This window comes from Peptoniphilus sp. SGI.035 (assembly GCF_050315115.1).
In the GTDB taxonomy this organism is placed as follows: domain Bacteria; phylum Bacillota; class Clostridia; order Tissierellales; family Peptoniphilaceae; genus Peptoniphilus_A.
Window position 1 is genome coordinate 35,947 of record NZ_JBNPOJ010000005.1, and the last position, 16,285, is coordinate 52,231.

Below are 16,285 nucleotides of genomic sequence, written 5' to 3' on the forward strand. Positions count from 1 at the left end.
TGATTAAAATTTTCGATAAAATAACTAATAATTATATTTATCATGAATCTCCAAATATTTTTATGAGGAAAAAGATTTTAAAATTAAATTCAAACATTTTAAAAGGGCCAATAGTTTAGACTACTAGCCCTTTATTTAAATTTTACTTTTTATTTTGTATTAATAAAGTCCTGATGGTTTTTCAGAAATATTTATAAAAATATTTTTAACTTGTGAATAAGCATCAAGCATCATCTTGTGATTTTCTCTACCTATACCAGATTTTTTATATCCGCCAAAAGGTGCTCCTGCTGGAAGTTGGTTATAAGTGTTAACCCACATTCTTCCAGTTTCAATTCCTCTAGCAACTCTAATTGCCTTATTGATGTCCTTAGTCCAAACAGCACCTGCAAGACCATAATCTGAATCATTTGCCATTTTTATAACTTCATCTTCATCTTTAAACTTAATTACAACTGCAACTGGTCCAAAAATTTCGTCTCTTGCAACTTTCATGTCGTTCCTTACATTTGTTATAAGAGTTGGCATTGTAAAGTATCCATTTTCTGTACCATTCTTTGTAGCTTTTTCGCCACCAACGGCAATTGTTGCTCCTTCTTTCTTAGCAATTTCAACATAGCCTAAGACTTTTTCAATTTGAGCTTTATTTACTTGTGCACCTACTTGAGTATCTTCTTCCCAAGGAAGTCCAACTTTAATATTTTGGAATTTCTCAATTGCCCTTTCAATAAATTCATCGTAAATATTTTCGTGAACAAAAACTCTTGAACCTGCACAACATACTTGACCTTGGTTAAACAAAATTCCCATAGCAAGTCCATCTATTGCAAGATCCATGTCGCAATCATCGAAAAAGATATTTGCTGACTTTCCGCCAAGCTCTAGTGTCGCTGGAATTAGTCCTTCTGCTGCAGCACTTGCAATTTTGTACCCAACTTCAGTTGAACCAGTAAAGGCAAGTTTAGAAAGTCCCTTGTGGTGTTGCAAATATTCGCCAGATTTTGAACCAGATCCAGTTACAACATTTATAACTCCCTTTGGCACAACATCTTTAATTAGCTTCATTAATTCAAGAAGTGAAAGAGAAGTTGTTGAAGATGGTTTAATAACAACTGCATCTCCCGCTGCAAGAGCTGGAGATAATTTCCATGCTGCCATCAAAAATGGAAAATTCCATGGAATAATCTGACCTACAACTCCAAGTGGCTCACGAAGAACTATTGAAAGCGTGTTTTCATCAATTGCATTTGCAGTTCCCTCTTCCGCTAAAATTGCACCTGCAAAATATCTAAAGTGTTCAGATGCTAGTGGAATATCTATATTTCGAGTTTCTCTAATTGGCTTGCCATTGTCTAATGTCTCAACCATTGCAAGATGTTCAGCATTTTCGTCAATTATATCTGCAATTTTATTTAAAATTTTTGCTCTTTCATATTTATTAGTCTTTTTATACTCTTTAAATCCTTCCCAAGCAGCCTTAACTGCATTGTCCACATCCTTTTCAGATGCTTGTGTAATGCTAGCTAAACGCTCGCCATCAGCTGGACAATATACATCAAGCATTTCTCCACTTTCTCCTGGGACAAATTCTCCACCTATAAATAGTTCGTATTTTTTATCTAAATTAATTTTTGGTCTACTCATAATACACTCCTTATTTTTAATTTAATACATCATAAAAAGCTTACATATAAAAAATACCCCTCAAAACTAATTTAAAACTCATAATGATTATATTTGAATAATAGATTATTTTTTAACAATGTTTTACTCTGTGGAAGAATTTTTGTTAAAATATAAAATTATAAAATAAAAAGACCATGATGGTCTTTTATCAAGTATCCCATTGTAAAAATAAAATCTCGCACTTCTCATTGTCAATTACAAGAGCAATGTAATTTCCATATAAATTATTATCATTGGTAGATTTAAAATATTTCTCATTACTTAGATCTATTGAAGTGTCAAATCCCCTCTTCTTAACACTATTATAGCACGTTTCTATTACATCAATTTTGTAGCTATCCCTCGTAACTTTGTAATCTTTTAGTTCACTTTTTATTTTGTCAATATCATTTTTATCTACTGAAAATAAAATTGCAGCCTCGCCATCTCCATGAAAACTTGGTTCTTTTCTTAGTTCTCTAATTCTCTTTACACTAGATGGAAATTTAATTTTAAACTCATTTTCCACCTCTTTTACAGACTGTTCTCTATTGTCAGAAAGTAAAAATAAAATAGGAATCAAAGCTAAAAAAACTGCAAACATTAAAATCAAAACTTTTTTAAAACTTTTATCACTCATCTTTATCTCCTTGATACCTTAAAATATCGCCTACGTCGCAATTTAACACTCTACAAATTTCTGAAAGAGTGGAAAATCTTATTGCCTTTGCCTTATTTGTCTTTAAAATAGATAAATTTGCAATAGTTATGCCCACGCGATCAGATAATTCTGTGAGAGACATTTTATTTTTTGCAAGTTCAACATCTAAATCAACAATTATTTTTCCCATACTGCACCTCAAATAGTAAGATCATTTTCTTCTTTTAAGGCAATGCCTTCTTTTATTAAATCGCATAGAAGAAGAAAAATTTGTGCAATTAACATGGATAGAATTCCACAACCTATGAAAATTAAATTTGTAATTGAGCCCTCTAAGTTAAAATTTGTGTAAATTATCGAAAGAATAGAAAGGAAAAAAATTCCAATAAAGCATAATGAAATGACTTGAAGGTCAAAAAGCATTTTCTTTTCAAAAATACTTCCAACTTCATATTTTTTTAGGGCAAAAATTCCAAATAAAATTGCAAAAATTAATGCCAAAATTATCCCTTCGCACAAAAATAGCATTGGATATTTCATATTCATAAACATTGGATAAATCTCTCCCATGACCTTTGCAAATTTAAAAATTCCATAGGATGCCGCAGCCAAAATTACAATTGCAATGATTAAAAGTGACTTTATAAATTTAACTCTAAGTGATTTCATAATTGCCTCCCTTTTCATAAATATACCACGTTATTTTATGTTTCTCAATAATTATTTATTGTTTTTCGATAAATTCTCATAAAACAAACTACCTTTTAAAAAATAGGTTTATCAAGCTCTATTAATTTATTTTCTAAAGCAAAATTATTGCGTATTTTACCAATATCTTCAAAATCACTACCAGCATTATCTCTTTACAAGTTTCTCTAATAATTATTGACTTTTCATTATGTCTTTTAATAAAACTTTTTATTAAAATATAAATTTAAAAACAAAAAAGTCTGCAGAATATTCCACAGACTTTTTAGGAGAAGATTTTTATTTTCTATTCAATTATTTTACTTATTTTTTTTAAGAGCAGCTATTTCTTTCTTTAATTCTTCGATTTCCTTTTTAACTGCTTCATCAGCTTCTACTTTTTTCTTTGCATTTTCTTCTTTTAATTTTTCTACTTCTTCTTTAAGAGCCTTGATTTCCTTTTCAGAATCTGTTTTAATCTTAGTAACTTTTCTTTCTAAGCTTGTTTTAGCTCTTTTTTCGTCATCAAATTTCTTAGTTAGTCCCTCAACTTCACTAGTTAAATTTTCTGCATCCTTTTCAGTTGCAATTGGAAAATCTGCTAATTTTTCAACAAGTCTTTCCTTATATGCCTCTTTATTTTTTTCAACTATATCTAAAATTTCTTGTGCTTTTTCTTTATATTCTTCTGAATTAACGAGTTCTGCGTAAGCTTTCTTAAAATTGTCCATATAGAATTTGTAAAAATCTGCAAAATCTTCTAATGAAGCTTCAGTTTCAAGTCCATCAATATAAGCTCTTTGTGCCTTTAATGCTGTTTCTTGATTTTTCTTTTCAAGGAACAAATTGAAATCTAAAAGTTTAAGTTCAAGGTCAAGATAATTTTGCAATTCTCTTTTTGATTTTTCCTTTTCTTCAGGACTTACACCAATAGTTGGCATTTCAAAAATCTTATCTAAAATTCCTTGATAAAAATCTTTTACATCTGACACTAAAAGTTCTGGTCTACTTTTTACAGCATTCTCATAAAAGTCAATAGATCTCTTTGAATTTTCAATAACTGGTTTAATGAATTTTTCCAAATTAAAGTTTTCAAGAATTCTGTAATAGCTATCTGGAATTAATTTATAGAAATATTTTTTAGACATTTCAACTAATTCATCGCTATACAATTCAAACAATTCAATTAATTTATTTTGTGCAGCTACAAGGTCTAAATCCTTGTAAAAATCGTCATATGCAAAATAAAGTTTATTTAAAAATTCCATATTTTTTTTGTAGCTTTCCAATGAATCTTCATATCCTGGAACTTGTGAAAAAAATTCTTTAAAATTATCTTGGAATTTTTCATTAATTTCTTTGTAATTATTAAAAAATTCCATTGGATTTTTAAAGTTATTCAAAAACATATTTGCACCAAAGGGTTTAAAGTCTCCGAACTTAAAAGATTCCATGAATTTGTTGTAAGCTTCCTTTTGGTTTTCAAAAATATTTTTTTGCATATCCATCATTTCTTCAAAAAAGTTTTTATTTGCCATTTTTTTCCTCCTTTTAAATATTATTCCACTAATATTTCACGATTTTATACTTTAATAAAGTATAACAATAAATTTTTATGTAGTCAAATGAGGACTACCTTTTCCCTTAAAATATTTTAAATTTTAGCTATCCTTGACACGAATTACATTCAAATTCTTTTTCTATATTAATATTACCCAATAAAACAATCTATTATTTATATTTCGTAACATATTTTATTTAATTCAAACTTTTAGTAAAAAACTTCTTTTTATTTTTGAAAAATGTTTATCCTTTCTCTATTTTACAACCTTCCTTTATAAATTCTCGCCACTATGTTATAATGTAATTAAGAAAAATTTATGTGGAGGGGGATACATATTATGGAAAAATCTTGGGAGTTTGACGATTTTATATTTGATGGCGATGTGCTTAAAGGAATGACAAGAAAGGGCAAAGACAAAATCAAAAACGAAGAATTATTTGATATTGTAGTGCCTGCGGAAGGCCCAGATGGAACTAAAATTAGAGTTATTGGAGAACAATGCTTTTTCAGAAGAAAACTTAACTCTATTGTAATTCCAGATACTGTTGAAGAAATTCAATATGAAGCTTTTGGAGTTAACAATTTAACTGAAGTAGAAATTCCTGATTCAGTTAAAAAAATTGATGCTTATGTATTTTACAGAAACAAATTAACTGATGTTAAGTTGCCTAAAAACTTAGAATACATTGGCGACAATGCTTTTTCTTTAAACGAAATTGGAGAAATTGATATTCCTGATTCAGTTGAATTTATCGGCGTAAGTGCTTTCTACAAAAATAAACTTGAAGAAATTAAATTACCTAAAAACATCAAGGAAATTGACATGTATGCTTTCAGAAAAAATAACATAATGGAAGTTGAAGTACCTGCTGGTATGGAAAAATTTGACGAAAGAGCATTCGAAGAAAATACTGTTGTTAAAAGAGTATAATTAAATTTATTTTTAGCTGTTGCTATTAAGCAGCAGTTTTAAAAAAAAGAGCTGCCACATAAGTGACAGCTTTTTTAATATTCAAAATCACATTTCTATTTTTGTACCAATGTTTTTTTCTACTGCTAGTTCATAAATTTTTTCTGCTGCTACCAAATCAAGCCCTGCAAATCCAACTGTTTTAAACCAAGTGATTTCATTTTCACTTGTTCTTCCAATTTCTCTACCTAAAATTAAATTTCCAAGTTCGTGTGAAACTTTCTCTCTTTTTAATATTCCCGATTTAATTGGAATTATTACATCGCCTGACTCCTTTAAAACTCCTTCCTTTGTGTCCGTAAAAATTTTATCGGCGCGAATTAAAAAATCTTCTGGAGTCTCTTGCATATCAGGGGTGTAGGAGCCAACTCCATTTACATGAACTCCTTTCTTAACTTTTTTGCCATCAAAGACTGGCTTTTTTGAAGTAGTAACAGTTGTAATGACATCAACATCTTCTATTACTTCTTCAGTTTTTTCTATTGCAATAATTTTTGCGCTGTAATCTCTTAATTTTTCCTCCATGTTTTTTGCAAATTCTTTTGCTCTTTCAAAATTCAAATCATATACATATGCTTTTTCAATTGGTCTAACTGCTAGGACTGCTTCAAGTTGCGTTTCTGCTTGTCCTCCAGTTCCTATGAGCAAAAATTTATTTGCATCCTTATTTGATAAAATTTCCGTAGCGGCACCTGATACTGCTCCTGTGCGAAGCCTAGTCAAAATCGTTCCATCTAAAATTGCCTTTACAAATCCATTTTCTTTATCTATTAAGATCATAGTTGATGGCGATGTTACTAAGCCCCTTTCAATATTTTGTGGATATATGTCGATTATTTTCATTCCAAGGGCATTCTTATCTTCCACATAGCCTGGCATAAAAATTGCCGTGCTAGAACTTTTTTTATCAACGTCAATTATAGTCCTAAGAGGAATGTCGCACTTTCCTTCACTATAATTTTTTAGCGCCTCTTTGTCTGCCTCAATAATGTCCTTTATATTTACAGCCTCTAAAATATCTCTTTCTTTTAAAATTAATATTTCCATTTCAACCTTCTCTCCAAATTTATTTCTATTTTAATCCTAAAAATTTTTCTATATCTTTTATTATAACAAATGAAATGTAAAGTTTAAAAACAATAAAAAAACGCCGATTACTCGGCGTCAAAATCTATTTTTATTTTTATTACATTCTGTTAAGTTCAACCATTTCGCTAAATGTTTCAAGTTGAGTTTTAGCTTGACCAAAGTCAGTCATTTGTTGGTCATAACCCATTTTAATTAGAGGAATGCCAGCTTTTTCGTAAGCATTCTTAAGTGATGGATATTCCATTTCTTCTGTATCGTTAAATGTCATCATAAATACTAGACATCCATCAGCATTATTATCAATTGCTAGGTCGACAACATATTTTGGTCTTTTCCAAATATCTGGATCGTAAAGAATTGGGTCTTCATCCATTCTTGCAAATTGATCAGCTAGAGCCATGTATGGATCTTCAATTGATGTATCAACATCAACTTTAAGTCCTCTTGATTCACTTGCAACGTCATCTGCTACTACACAAATATTAAAGTTGTCAAGAACTTCAAGAAGTGCTGGGTTGTCAGTGATAATACCAGAAGTTACTACTCTTGGTCCTGTACATTCTTCTTTTGGCATTGCCTTTAATGCTTCTACAAGTTCTTTAAGCATTTTATTGTGTTCATCTTTTAGCATATGGTAAGAAGATTTTAAAACATTACATCTGTCAGATGCTTTTATAGTCTTTGAATGATCTCCAACTAGTTTGATGAATTCTCTCTTTAGAGCTCTATTTTCATTGTAAACTTCAAAAGCTTTCTTTAGATTTTCATCTGTAATTTTAACATCACAAATTTCTTCTAATCTTTTTGCAGCTTGTTTAAAAATTTTTGCATTGTATATTTTACCAAAATCTTCTTTTCTATGTTGTGCATGGTTTAAAAATACCATTGGAATTTTTCTACCAACAGAAACTTTATAGTTTTGAGAGAATGGTCTTAAAGTGTCATCAAGAGTTGTGATCATTGATGCGCTAAGTCCATCAAGAGATCCGTCAAGACCCATTTCCAAACATCTAAGAGCTAGTGAATAATAGAATGTTGGGAAATATTCTTTGGCCTTATCAATTGGACCTTGACCTCCCCATACTCCGTAAGGTACAAGTCCACCTGCATAAATAATTTCTTCAGGTGCGTAGTAAGGGAATACACCAACAACTTTTTTGCCTTCAGCAAGGTATTTGTCAATTTGTTCTCTTCCGTTTTCTGCAATATATTTAAATTCTTTTAATAATTCTTTTATATCAGTCATTTTGCACCTCAATTAAATTGTAGTCTTAGACCAGTCAGTTTCTTTAGTGTTTTCGAAATTAGTGTAGATTTCTTCGCCTTTAGCAATTCTATCAGCTTTTCTTTCATTCATAATTTCTACTAAACCTTGAACTCTAGTCTTGTATTGTTCTTGTGAGAAGTTCCTTTCATCAGCTTGGTCTCCATCAAAGTGAACTACTGGAATATCAAGGTCTTCTCTCCATCTTCTTTCGATTTCAGGCATTGCTCCTGACCATGGTTTACATGATCTGTTGTAATTAACAAGTGCTCCAGAAACTCCATTTTCTTTTGCCATTGTTTCTCTCCATTCAACACCATCTTCGATACATACTGAACAAGGTGCCTTACAGTAAGCTGCAGCCATTTCTCTAACAGTAGTGTATTGGAATCCAAATGCAGGTGCGTATACAACTGCAGTTACATTAACTCCATTTTGTTTTAGTGGTTCAAACAAATGTCTAAGTCCTGGCCAGCAAGGAATTCCTTCAAATAAAATTCTATGTTCTTCAGGATATTCCCAAGTAGAAGTTCCTTCTTTAACTGATTGCTCATATTCAGCTGCTAGAAGTTCAAATCCTTCAGCTGCATCAATTTCACATCTTGCAGCAACTATATCTGCCATGTGGTTGAATAGGTCAAATCCAGAAAGTGGAGATGGTTGATAAGCCATGTAAGAACAAGCTTTAAGCCATGCAGCAGCTGTTCTATTGGCAATTTTACAAGCTTCTTCGAATTTCTTTTCATCAAATTTCTTTCCAGTTAATTTTTCAAGTTGGTGAATAGCGTATTCAAATTGTCCCATTAAATAATCAACTTTTTCTTCAGGAACATCAACAGTATTTTGGAAAGGAATGTCGATCATTATCATTGGAATGTTGTGCATTCTTGCAATGTTTTCATACCATTTAGTCATCATGTTACAGATATTGTTACAGCAAAGTACAAAATCTGGTTGTGGCATCTTTCTTGAGTCAGTTGGTTCTCCAGCTGCATAAGCAAGTGAAATTCTTGCGTAACCACAAATGTCGTTATCGTATCCCATATCTTCAGCAGCTTGACAAAGTCTTAGTCCGTCTTTTTTAGCTGCAGTAGTAGCTGCATGGTTTTCTGGATATACTGCGTGTAATCCAAAAGCCTTTGCAAGTTCAATAGGGAATTTAGATGATGACCATCCAACTAGTTCTCCTCTTTTTTTTGCATCCCATGCTGCTCCATAAACTCTATCAACAACATTTCTTAGAGCTTGAGCTGCTGGGATATGTCCTTCGATTGGTCTTGGTTTTTTACCAGGTATTTTTTGAATTTGTTCAGCCATAGTTTACCTCCTAAAATAAATTATACATTAGCCTTTTCTTCTTTTAATTTTTGCAATTTACATTTTTGATATCCAAATAGCGCTGCTCCTAATGCACCATTTAGCTGACATAGTGGTGAAGTCAATATTTTATGACCAGTGTTTTCTTCAAGAGCTCTAACCATACCCTTGTTAAGAGCAACGCCACCTGTGAATACTACGTCATCATTTAATCCAACTCTTTTTGCAAGAGAGCCAACTCTTGCAGCAATGGAGTCGTGAATCCCCTTTACTATATCTTCAATCTTAGTTCCACTTGCAAGTTGCGAAATAACTTCAGATTCAGCAAAAACAGTGCAAGTAGAAGAAATAGTTACATCTTTTGTAGACAATTTATCTAACTCTTCAAGTTTAGAAACATCAACTTCAAGAACCTTTGCAATTACATCTAAAAACCTTCCAGTCCCTGCGGCACATTTGTCATTCATAACGAAGTTTTCAAGCATACCATTGTCTCCAATTTTTAAAGCCTTGGCATCTTGCCCACCGATATCAATAATTGTGCGAACATTAGGAAATAAGAAGTAAGCACCCTTAGCGTGACAAGAGAGTTCAGACATTTGGAAGTCAGCTTCTTCAAGAGCAGCTCTACCATAACCAGTTGCCATAACATAAGCAATGTCTTCTTTCTTCATGTTAGCCTTTTTAAGAGTCTCACTAATAGTTCTTGATGGACCACTTGTTCCAGCTCCTACATCAATAACTGAAGTTGAAATAATTTCTTTACCATCTTTTAAAATAATACTCTTTGAAGCAGTTGAGCCAATGTCAACTCCCATTGTATAAATAGCTTCTGCCATACAATCTCCTCTTTAATTTAACAAAAATATCTTTCTCTTTTTAATTCTACTATAATTATGTATCTTTGTCAAAAATAGCAAGCCAAGATAGTTGATTTTTCAATGTTTTAAGAGCTTTTATGTTTTACTATTTATTACTTTTAAAAAGTATAATTTACTTATAGTAAACAAATTTGAAGTCAATAAAAATATTGGATAATCCTTTTACAGATTATCCAATAAAATGTCATATTTTGTATTATTTAATGTTATTTAATCTGTCGTAATCTCTAATAATTCTTGGAGTAAGCATTTGGTGAACTGGACAAATTGAATCTGGATCTTGATATGCACTTTCAGTAAATGCAATTATATAATTTCTCAAAAGGTTCATATTTACAACTTCATCAACTAAACCATATTTAGCACAAGAGAATGGTCTTGATTTTTCTGCATAATCTTGAATCAATTCATTCATCTTATCAATAGTTGGTTGAAGATCTTTTCCTGCTTTCTTATCCTTTGCAAGTCTTCTAGAATACATTGCAGTAGCAGCAGTTTCTCCATTCATTACATTGATTTCAGTAGCTGCAGTTCCTAATGAAAATGCGTTAGTATCATTTCCTTGTGGTCCACCAAGTACATAGTGAGCAGCTGCAGTTCCCTTTCTCATTGTGATTTCCAATTGTGGCAAATCAGATTTTTGTATTGAATAAATAAGTGATTGACCAAGTCCTAGTAATTCAGCCTTTTCAGCATCATCGCCTACATCAATACCAGTAGTATCTTGTAGCCAGATTATAGGAAGTCTATCTCTAGCACAAAGTGTTACAAATTCATTCATCTTTATTAGACCTTGTCTATAAAGTTTACCACCAATAGAAATATGCTTTGGATCATTGTAGTATTCTGGATAACCCATCAATAGACCTTGTACATTGGCTACAACACCAACTAAAAGTCCATTAACTTTTGCAAGTCCAGTTACCATTTCTCTTCCGTAACCCTTTTTATATTCCATAAATTCAGAACCGTCAAAAAGTCTAGCAATTACATCATAAATATCGTAAGCTTTTTTACCGTTAAGAGGAATTAGTGAATACATATCGTTAGGATCGTATAGCGGGTTCTTTGGATCATCTACTCTAAAGAATTCTCTTTGGTATTTTGGAAGCATTGAAAGATATTTTCTAATTCCTTCAAGAACTCCTTCTTCTTCAACATATACTTCTCTCATAAAACCAGTTTGTGCAAAGTGAACTCCAACTGATCCTGGAGGAGTAGTCTTTTTAGCATTTGCAGTTTGATCTGCAATTTGATTTGCCCCTTCTTCATCGATATATCCCTTAGGATTCATACCGCCAAGGATTCCAGCTCCACCAACAGCCATATTTGCATCCTTATGTGCAACTATAATTGTAGGTGAAATTGAGTGATATCCACCACCAGCAGGGTTAGTACCATAAATACCAACTATTACTGGAACGCCACATTGGTTAAGTCTTGAATTTCTATAAAATGGAGTACCGCCTCCACGTCTATTTGGATAAACTTTTTCTTGTTCATCAAGTTTTACACCTGAACAATTTAGTATATAAACTAGTGGAATTCTAAGTCTTTCAGCTGTATCTGATGCTCTTAAAAGGTCATCAGCTTGTCCAGCAATCCATGCACCTGCAAGCTTTTTGTTGTCGCTAGCAACAATATATACCCATCTATCATCGACTTTTGCAAGTCCTTTAATAACACCAGTTGTGCCGTGGTCATTATCTCCAGGGTTGTAAATAGTGTTAAGTGGACACCATGTACCTTCATCGATGAGATCAGCAATTCTTTGAAGTGCTGTCATTTCACCACGTTCATTTACTTTTTCATCTGGTTTTCCAGCAGCAAGAGCTTTTTCTGCAAACTCTCTAATTTCTTCTTCAATTTCTCTTAATTGATTAAAATTGTCTTCATCAACTGCTTTTAATGGCTTTCCAATTGTCTTCATATTTTGAAAATATGAAGCAAGTGAATATTGAGTCATAAGTCCTCCTTATTATTCTACAGGTCTCTTAATGAAAGCTTCGCCTGGATCTATTTCTTCTCTTATTAATTTAATTACATTTTCGTCTGGTGCTTCAAGTTCAACTGCACGAGACACATCAATATCGAATCCTGTGTTTTCAAGAACATCTTCTGGTGAAGAAGAAGGATAATATCCAGCAAGATACATTCTCTTAGTATCTTCATCAAATTTTAATATACCCTTATCTGTTACAACCATTTGTGGTCCAACATTTTCAGGAATACCTACTCTAGTTCTTCCACCAGGACCATCTATCCAACCAGGAGAAGTAATATAATCAACTTTTTCTATAAATCTTCTTTTTTCATGTTGCATCATGATAATAGTATTTACATAAGTTGCAATACCATTAGCTCCACCTGAACCAGTAAATCTAGTCTTAGGGTGATGATAATCGCCAATTACAGTTGAGTTAACATTTCCAAATGGGTCGATTTGAGCTCCACCGATAAATGCGATCATTCTCTTCTTGTCATGTCTCCATTCATTAGCTTGGAAACCAACATAAGTTGCATTTGTCCAGTGAACTCCACAATGTGCCATAAATCTATTGTCACCAACGGATCTTGGAACTTCAATTGGGTCACAATCCATAAGTCCTGATTCTACGATTAGATAACAGTCAGGAGCGTAAACTGCTTTTGCAAGAGAAGCGCCAATTAGAGGTAGTCCTGTTCCAACAATTGCTATTTGACCATTCTTAATTTGTCTAGCAATTGTTACTGCTTGCATTTCCTTATTTGTATAATTATCGTATCTAGCCATTATTTTTCTTCTCCCTTCTTTAGTACGTCTGTTGCGTAACCAAATCCTGGAACATTTCTAAGACCAATTATTCTTGTAGCTCCAAGTTTGTTAAGGTATGCATCATGATCTTCAACACCATAAACCCATTCATCTAAGAATGCGTTGAAATCTTCCTCTGTCTTTGATTTAACATTGTACATCTTGTAGAAATCAGCATCGTAATCATAATATTCATAACATTGTGAAGGGTGAGCTCCAAATGGTACGTGAACTACTGCGTCAACACAGAATCCTGGGATTTTGTTGTCAGCTGCATCAAAGTTTTTGATGTATTCGTCAGAAACAAGTTCTTCGCAAGTTACAATAACTTTTCTAGCTGCAATTGCAATGTCAACATCATGGAATGTGTTTCCAAGAATCCTTGTAGTTCCATCTGGAGAAGCCATTTGTACGTGGATTATTGCAGTGTCAATTTCAGGAACTGGTGCTGCAACAAGTTTTTCGCCTTTTTTGAATGGGTTTTCTACATATATAAATTTGTCATCTGGAAGTTTGTCAATCTTTTGTCTTTCTTCTTTAGATATTCCCCATTCGTCAACTAAACTTGAACCCATCATCAATCTACATGGTAAGTATGGAAGACCAAGTGCAGCTGCGTGAATTCTTTGCATTTCAACATCTTGAGAATAGTCTTCCATAAGAAGTTCTCCCTTTTCAACTGCTGCTCTAAATCTTCTTGAAACATTTGTGTATCCTGAGTTAGCAGTATAGCAATTTATGTATGCCTTTACTCTGCCTGCTCCAATTAATGTGTCCCAGTCTCCTCCTGCAGGTCCTGCTTCAACGATAAAATCCTTTTGACCTTGACGCAAAATTTCATTTACTGCTGCGTAAGGCTTCCTATTAGTTGTAAATCCCCCTAGTGAAATTACATCGCCATCTTCAACATACTTTGCTATGGCGTCTTTAAGTTTCATTACTTTACTCAAGTTAAAACCTCCTTTTGTTAAATATAACTTGATTGCATAAATATTCAGCCCACGGTGGAGCTGAATAAATTAATTAATGACTAAATAATATTAAGAATACACCTGCTGCTACGGCTGAGCCAATAACTCCCGCAACATTAGGTCCCATTGCGTGCATTAGTAAGAAGTTAGTAGGATTATATTTTCTACCTTCAACTTGTGATACACGTGCTGCCATTGGAACTGCTGATACACCAGCTGATCCAATAAGCGGATTGATTTTACCACCTGTTACAATGTATAAAATTTTTCCAAAAATAACACCGCCTGCTGTTGCAAAGCAGAATGCCATAAGTCCTAGAGCAATAATTTTAATAGTTGCAGGTTGTAGGAAAGTTGTTCCGTCTGCTGTTGCTCCTACTGTTGTACCAAGCATAATAGTAACAATATTCATTAACGCATTTTGTACAGTGTCAGATAATCTATTAACTACTCCTGATTCCTTAAATAGATTTCCAAGCATAAGCATACCAAGAAGTGGTGCTACGTCTGGAAGAAGTAGTGATGTGAAAAGTACTACTACAACTGGGAAAATTATTTTTTCTAGTTTAGATACCTTTCTTAGTGATGTCATAACAGTTTTTCTTTCTTTTTCAGTAGTAAGTGCCTTCATAATAGGCGGTTGAATCATTGGAATAAGTGCCATGTATGAATAAGCTGCTACTGCAATTGGTGCTAATAGATGTGGTGCAAGTTGAGATGTTGTAAATATAGCTGTAGGTCCATCTGCTCCACCGATAATACCAATTGATGCTGCTTCTGGTCCAGTAAATCCAAGTTTTACAGCTACGATAAATGCAACGTAAATACCAAATTGTGCTGCTGAACCTAAAAGTAATGAAATTGGATTAGCAATAAGTGGTCCAAAGTCAGTCATTGCTCCTACGCCCATAAAAATTAGACATGGGAATAAGTTTGACTTAACTCCGTTATACATAATAGCTAAAACTCCAGAGCTTTGCCATGGATCTCCAACTTCCATTAAGCCTGCTAATGGTAAATTTCTTAAAAGCATACCAAAGGCAATTGGGAGTAATAATAGTGGTTCAAATTCTTTTTTTATTGCTAAATAAATAAGAATAAAAGATACGATAAACATTACTACATTTTGCCACTGTAATGCTGCAAACCCTGATTCACCAAGAATCCCTTGTAATGTTTCTAATAACATATTTCGACCTCCTATTATTGAACACTTGCTAGTAATGCGTCAGTATCTACTGTTTCTCCCGCTTTTACGTTAAGTGTTACTTTTCCAGCACATGGAGCTACGATTTCATTTTCCATCTTCATAGCTTCAAGAATAAGAATTACATCTCCTGCTCCTACAGTATCTCCATCTTTAACATTTATTTTAAGAACAGTTCCTGGCATTGGTGAAATTACATCTCCACTTCCGCCTGATGCCACAGGTGCTGCTGGAGCTTGAGGAGCTGGTGCAGGTGCTGCTTGAGGAGCTGGTGCTGCTGGAGCTTGAGGAGCTACGGGTGCAGCTTGAACTGGTGCTGATGTAAGTGATCCTGGTGTAAGTGTTTGGTAACCAGCGCCAACTTTTTCTACTTCTACTTCAAAAACTTTTCCATCTACTTTAACTTGATATTTCATTAATTTCTCCTTTTCATAAATAATAGAATAATTTAAAATAATTTATTTTTTTTCGTTTATAGAAACAATTCTAAAACTTTCAACTCTTGATCTTTCTTCCATGCTAATAGCTCCAATGATTGCTGCTAATAGCGCAGGATCCATTGAATTATCAACTACTTTCTTTTGCGGTACTGCTTTCGCAGGCGCTGCACTTTGATTTGGCTCTTGTTTACCTTGTATACCGCCAACTACTTTACTAATTATCATTATTGCTATTAACAAAGAAATAAGGGCCAAGAATACTACTGTAAGTCCTGTCAATGCTACACCAAAGGCTTCTCCAAGGGTAAGAGTAACATCTCCTAACATTATAACACCTCCCAATGTGGTTTCATATTGCGGAATCCATTCCAGCTTTTAAGATTATTATAACAAAGACCTAGGATTAATTCAATTAAAATATCTATGTATGATTAATTAATCTAAATCTTTTCTAAGTTAATTATACATGAAAAAATGAGTAAAATAAAGGAAACCCTTTTTATTTATTCAACTAAAATAAAAAATATTTAACTATTTTTTAATTATAATTACATTTGTTAAAAAAAGAGTTAATTATAATTTATTTTTTTAGAAAATTTAATTTTTGAAGCAAAATCTTTGACTATATGAAACTTTGATTTTTCTCTAAAATAAATAAAATTTATTTTTATGTTTTATAAATTTTTTGTACTTGTAATTGTTTTATAAAAGAGCTGTTATATATAATATGATAATTAATAAATCGCCTTATTTATTGAAAGTTAAAATTTTTATT

General features: G+C 32.6%; 16 protein-coding genes. 1 reads left to right on the plus strand and 15 read right to left on the minus strand.

From position 1 onward, the window contains the following. Positions 1-159: 159 nt before the first annotated feature. The 5 genes from ACQRC6_RS03845 to ACQRC6_RS03865 all read right to left on the minus strand — a co-directional run bounded on the left by ACQRC6_RS03845 (position 160) and on the right by ACQRC6_RS03865 (position 4,551). On the minus strand, positions 160-1,644 hold the full coding sequence (locus ACQRC6_RS03845) for an aldehyde dehydrogenase family protein (protein ID WP_427847822.1): 1,485 nt from the start codon (positions 1,642-1,644) through the stop codon (positions 160-162). A gap of 190 nt (positions 1,645-1,834) precedes the next feature. Next, on the minus strand, positions 1,835-2,305 hold the full coding sequence (locus ACQRC6_RS03850) for a hypothetical protein (protein ID WP_427847823.1): 471 nt from the start codon (positions 2,303-2,305) through the stop codon (positions 1,835-1,837). Continuing rightward, positions 2,298-2,516 carry a helix-turn-helix domain-containing protein gene (locus tag ACQRC6_RS03855; protein WP_427847824.1) on the minus strand — a complete coding sequence of 73 codons (219 nt, stop codon included), beginning with the start codon at positions 2,514-2,516 and terminating at the stop codon, positions 2,298-2,300. The genes ACQRC6_RS03850 and ACQRC6_RS03855 overlap by 8 nt, the downstream gene beginning before the upstream one ends. Before the next feature lie 8 nt (positions 2,517-2,524). After that, positions 2,525-2,995 (minus strand): DUF2975 domain-containing protein, encoded by a 471-nt coding sequence (locus tag ACQRC6_RS03860; RefSeq protein ID WP_427847825.1) that lies wholly within the window; start codon positions 2,993-2,995, stop codon positions 2,525-2,527. A gap of 338 nt (positions 2,996-3,333) precedes the next feature. Then, the gene (locus ACQRC6_RS03865) at positions 3,334-4,551 is read right to left on the minus strand and encodes a poly(R)-hydroxyalkanoic acid synthase subunit PhaE (RefSeq protein ID WP_427847826.1); all 1,218 of its coding nucleotides are present in this window, start codon (positions 4,549-4,551) and stop codon (positions 3,334-3,336) included. A 363-nt stretch (positions 4,552-4,914) separates the two neighbouring features. On the opposite strand from ACQRC6_RS03865, the gene ACQRC6_RS03870 reads away from it, so the two are divergent. Continuing rightward, entirely contained in the window at positions 4,915-5,508 is a 594-nt protein-coding gene (locus ACQRC6_RS03870; protein WP_427847827.1) for a leucine-rich repeat domain-containing protein, read from the plus strand. 87 nt (positions 5,509-5,595) lie between these two features. Here ACQRC6_RS03870 and ACQRC6_RS03875 read toward each other — a convergent pair whose 3' ends face one another. The 10 genes from ACQRC6_RS03875 to ACQRC6_RS03920 form a co-directional block, all read right to left on the minus strand. Next, positions 5,596-6,594 carry an ornithine cyclodeaminase family protein gene (locus ACQRC6_RS03875; RefSeq protein ID WP_427847828.1) on the minus strand — a complete coding sequence of 333 codons (999 nt, stop codon included), beginning with the start codon at positions 6,592-6,594 and terminating at the stop codon, positions 5,596-5,598. A gap of 139 nt (positions 6,595-6,733) precedes the next feature. Beyond that, positions 6,734-7,882 (minus strand): 2-hydroxyacyl-CoA dehydratase subunit D, encoded by a 1,149-nt coding sequence (locus tag ACQRC6_RS03880; RefSeq protein ID WP_427847829.1) that lies wholly within the window; start codon positions 7,880-7,882, stop codon positions 6,734-6,736. A gap of 12 nt (positions 7,883-7,894) precedes the next feature. Further along, positions 7,895-9,217 carry a 2-hydroxyacyl-CoA dehydratase subunit D gene (locus ACQRC6_RS03885; protein WP_293558852.1) on the minus strand — a complete coding sequence of 441 codons (1,323 nt, stop codon included), beginning with the start codon at positions 9,215-9,217 and terminating at the stop codon, positions 7,895-7,897. 20 nt (positions 9,218-9,237) lie between these two features. Then, the gene (locus tag ACQRC6_RS03890; protein ID WP_427847830.1) at positions 9,238-10,056 is read right to left on the minus strand and encodes an acyl-CoA dehydratase activase; all 819 of its coding nucleotides are present in this window, start codon (positions 10,054-10,056) and stop codon (positions 9,238-9,240) included. A 238-nt stretch (positions 10,057-10,294) separates the two neighbouring features. Then, positions 10,295-12,064, minus strand: coding sequence for an acyl-CoA carboxylase subunit beta (locus tag ACQRC6_RS03895; protein ID WP_427847831.1), 1,770 nt, complete (start codon positions 12,062-12,064; stop codon positions 10,295-10,297). Between the two features lie 12 nt (positions 12,065-12,076). Continuing rightward, the gene (gene gctB, locus ACQRC6_RS03900) at positions 12,077-12,871 is read right to left on the minus strand and encodes a glutaconate CoA-transferase subunit B (protein ID WP_293558846.1); all 795 of its coding nucleotides are present in this window, start codon (positions 12,869-12,871) and stop codon (positions 12,077-12,079) included. Then, the gene (gene gctA / locus ACQRC6_RS03905; RefSeq protein ID WP_427847832.1) at positions 12,871-13,842 is read right to left on the minus strand and encodes a glutaconate CoA-transferase subunit A; all 972 of its coding nucleotides are present in this window, start codon (positions 13,840-13,842) and stop codon (positions 12,871-12,873) included. Before gctA ends, gctB begins: the two co-directional genes overlap by 1 nt. A 73-nt stretch (positions 13,843-13,915) precedes the next feature. Continuing rightward, positions 13,916-15,052: a sodium ion-translocating decarboxylase subunit beta gene (locus ACQRC6_RS03910; protein WP_293558842.1), complete on the minus strand. Its 1,137-nt coding sequence runs from the start codon at positions 15,050-15,052 to the stop codon at positions 13,916-13,918. Between the two features lie 14 nt (positions 15,053-15,066). Further along, complete coding sequence (locus ACQRC6_RS03915) at positions 15,067-15,486, minus strand: biotin/lipoyl-containing protein (RefSeq protein ID WP_427847833.1); 420 nt, start codon at positions 15,484-15,486, stop codon at positions 15,067-15,069. 42 nt (positions 15,487-15,528) lie between these two features. Continuing rightward, a complete protein-coding gene (locus ACQRC6_RS03920; protein ID WP_427847834.1) occupies positions 15,529-15,837 on the minus strand; it encodes an OadG family protein in 309 nt (102 codons plus the stop codon). Positions 15,838-16,285 lie beyond the last annotated feature (448 nt).

Bases quoted from the DNA above. Each gene is read 5' to 3' on its own strand.
- ACQRC6_RS03845 (WP_427847822.1), bottom strand. From the start codon at position 1,644: ATGAGTAGACCAAAAATTAATTTAGATAAAAAATACGAACTATTTATA.
- ACQRC6_RS03850 (WP_427847823.1), bottom strand. From the start codon at position 2,305: ATGAGTGATAAAAGTTTTAAAAAAGTTTTGATTTTAATGTTTGCAGTT.
- ACQRC6_RS03855 (WP_427847824.1), bottom strand. From the start codon at position 2,516: ATGGGAAAAATAATTGTTGATTTAGATGTTGAACTTGCAAAAAATAAA.
- ACQRC6_RS03860 (WP_427847825.1), bottom strand. From the start codon at position 2,995: ATGAAATCACTTAGAGTTAAATTTATAAAGTCACTTTTAATCATTGCA.
- ACQRC6_RS03865 (WP_427847826.1), bottom strand. From the start codon at position 4,551: ATGGCAAATAAAAACTTTTTTGAAGAAATGATGGATATGCAAAAAAAT.
- ACQRC6_RS03870 (WP_427847827.1), top strand. From the start codon at position 4,915: ATGGAAAAATCTTGGGAGTTTGACGATTTTATATTTGATGGCGATGTG.
- ACQRC6_RS03875 (WP_427847828.1), bottom strand. From the start codon at position 6,594: ATGGAAATATTAATTTTAAAAGAAAGAGATATTTTAGAGGCTGTAAAT.
- ACQRC6_RS03880 (WP_427847829.1), bottom strand. From the start codon at position 7,882: ATGACTGATATAAAAGAATTATTAAAAGAATTTAAATATATTGCAGAA.
- ACQRC6_RS03885 (WP_293558852.1), bottom strand. From the start codon at position 9,217: ATGGCTGAACAAATTCAAAAAATACCTGGTAAAAAACCAAGACCAATC.
- ACQRC6_RS03890 (WP_427847830.1), bottom strand. From the start codon at position 10,056: ATGGCAGAAGCTATTTATACAATGGGAGTTGACATTGGCTCAACTGCT.
- ACQRC6_RS03895 (WP_427847831.1), bottom strand. From the start codon at position 12,064: ATGACTCAATATTCACTTGCTTCATATTTTCAAAATATGAAGACAATT.
- gctB (WP_293558846.1), bottom strand. From the start codon at position 12,871: ATGGCTAGATACGATAATTATACAAATAAGGAAATGCAAGCAGTAACA.
- ACQRC6_RS03910 (WP_293558842.1), bottom strand. From the start codon at position 15,052: ATGTTATTAGAAACATTACAAGGGATTCTTGGTGAATCAGGGTTTGCA.
- ACQRC6_RS03915 (WP_427847833.1), bottom strand. From the start codon at position 15,486: ATGAAATATCAAGTTAAAGTAGATGGAAAAGTTTTTGAAGTAGAAGTA.
- ACQRC6_RS03920 (WP_427847834.1), bottom strand. From the start codon at position 15,837: ATGTTAGGAGATGTTACTCTTACCCTTGGAGAAGCCTTTGGTGTAGCA.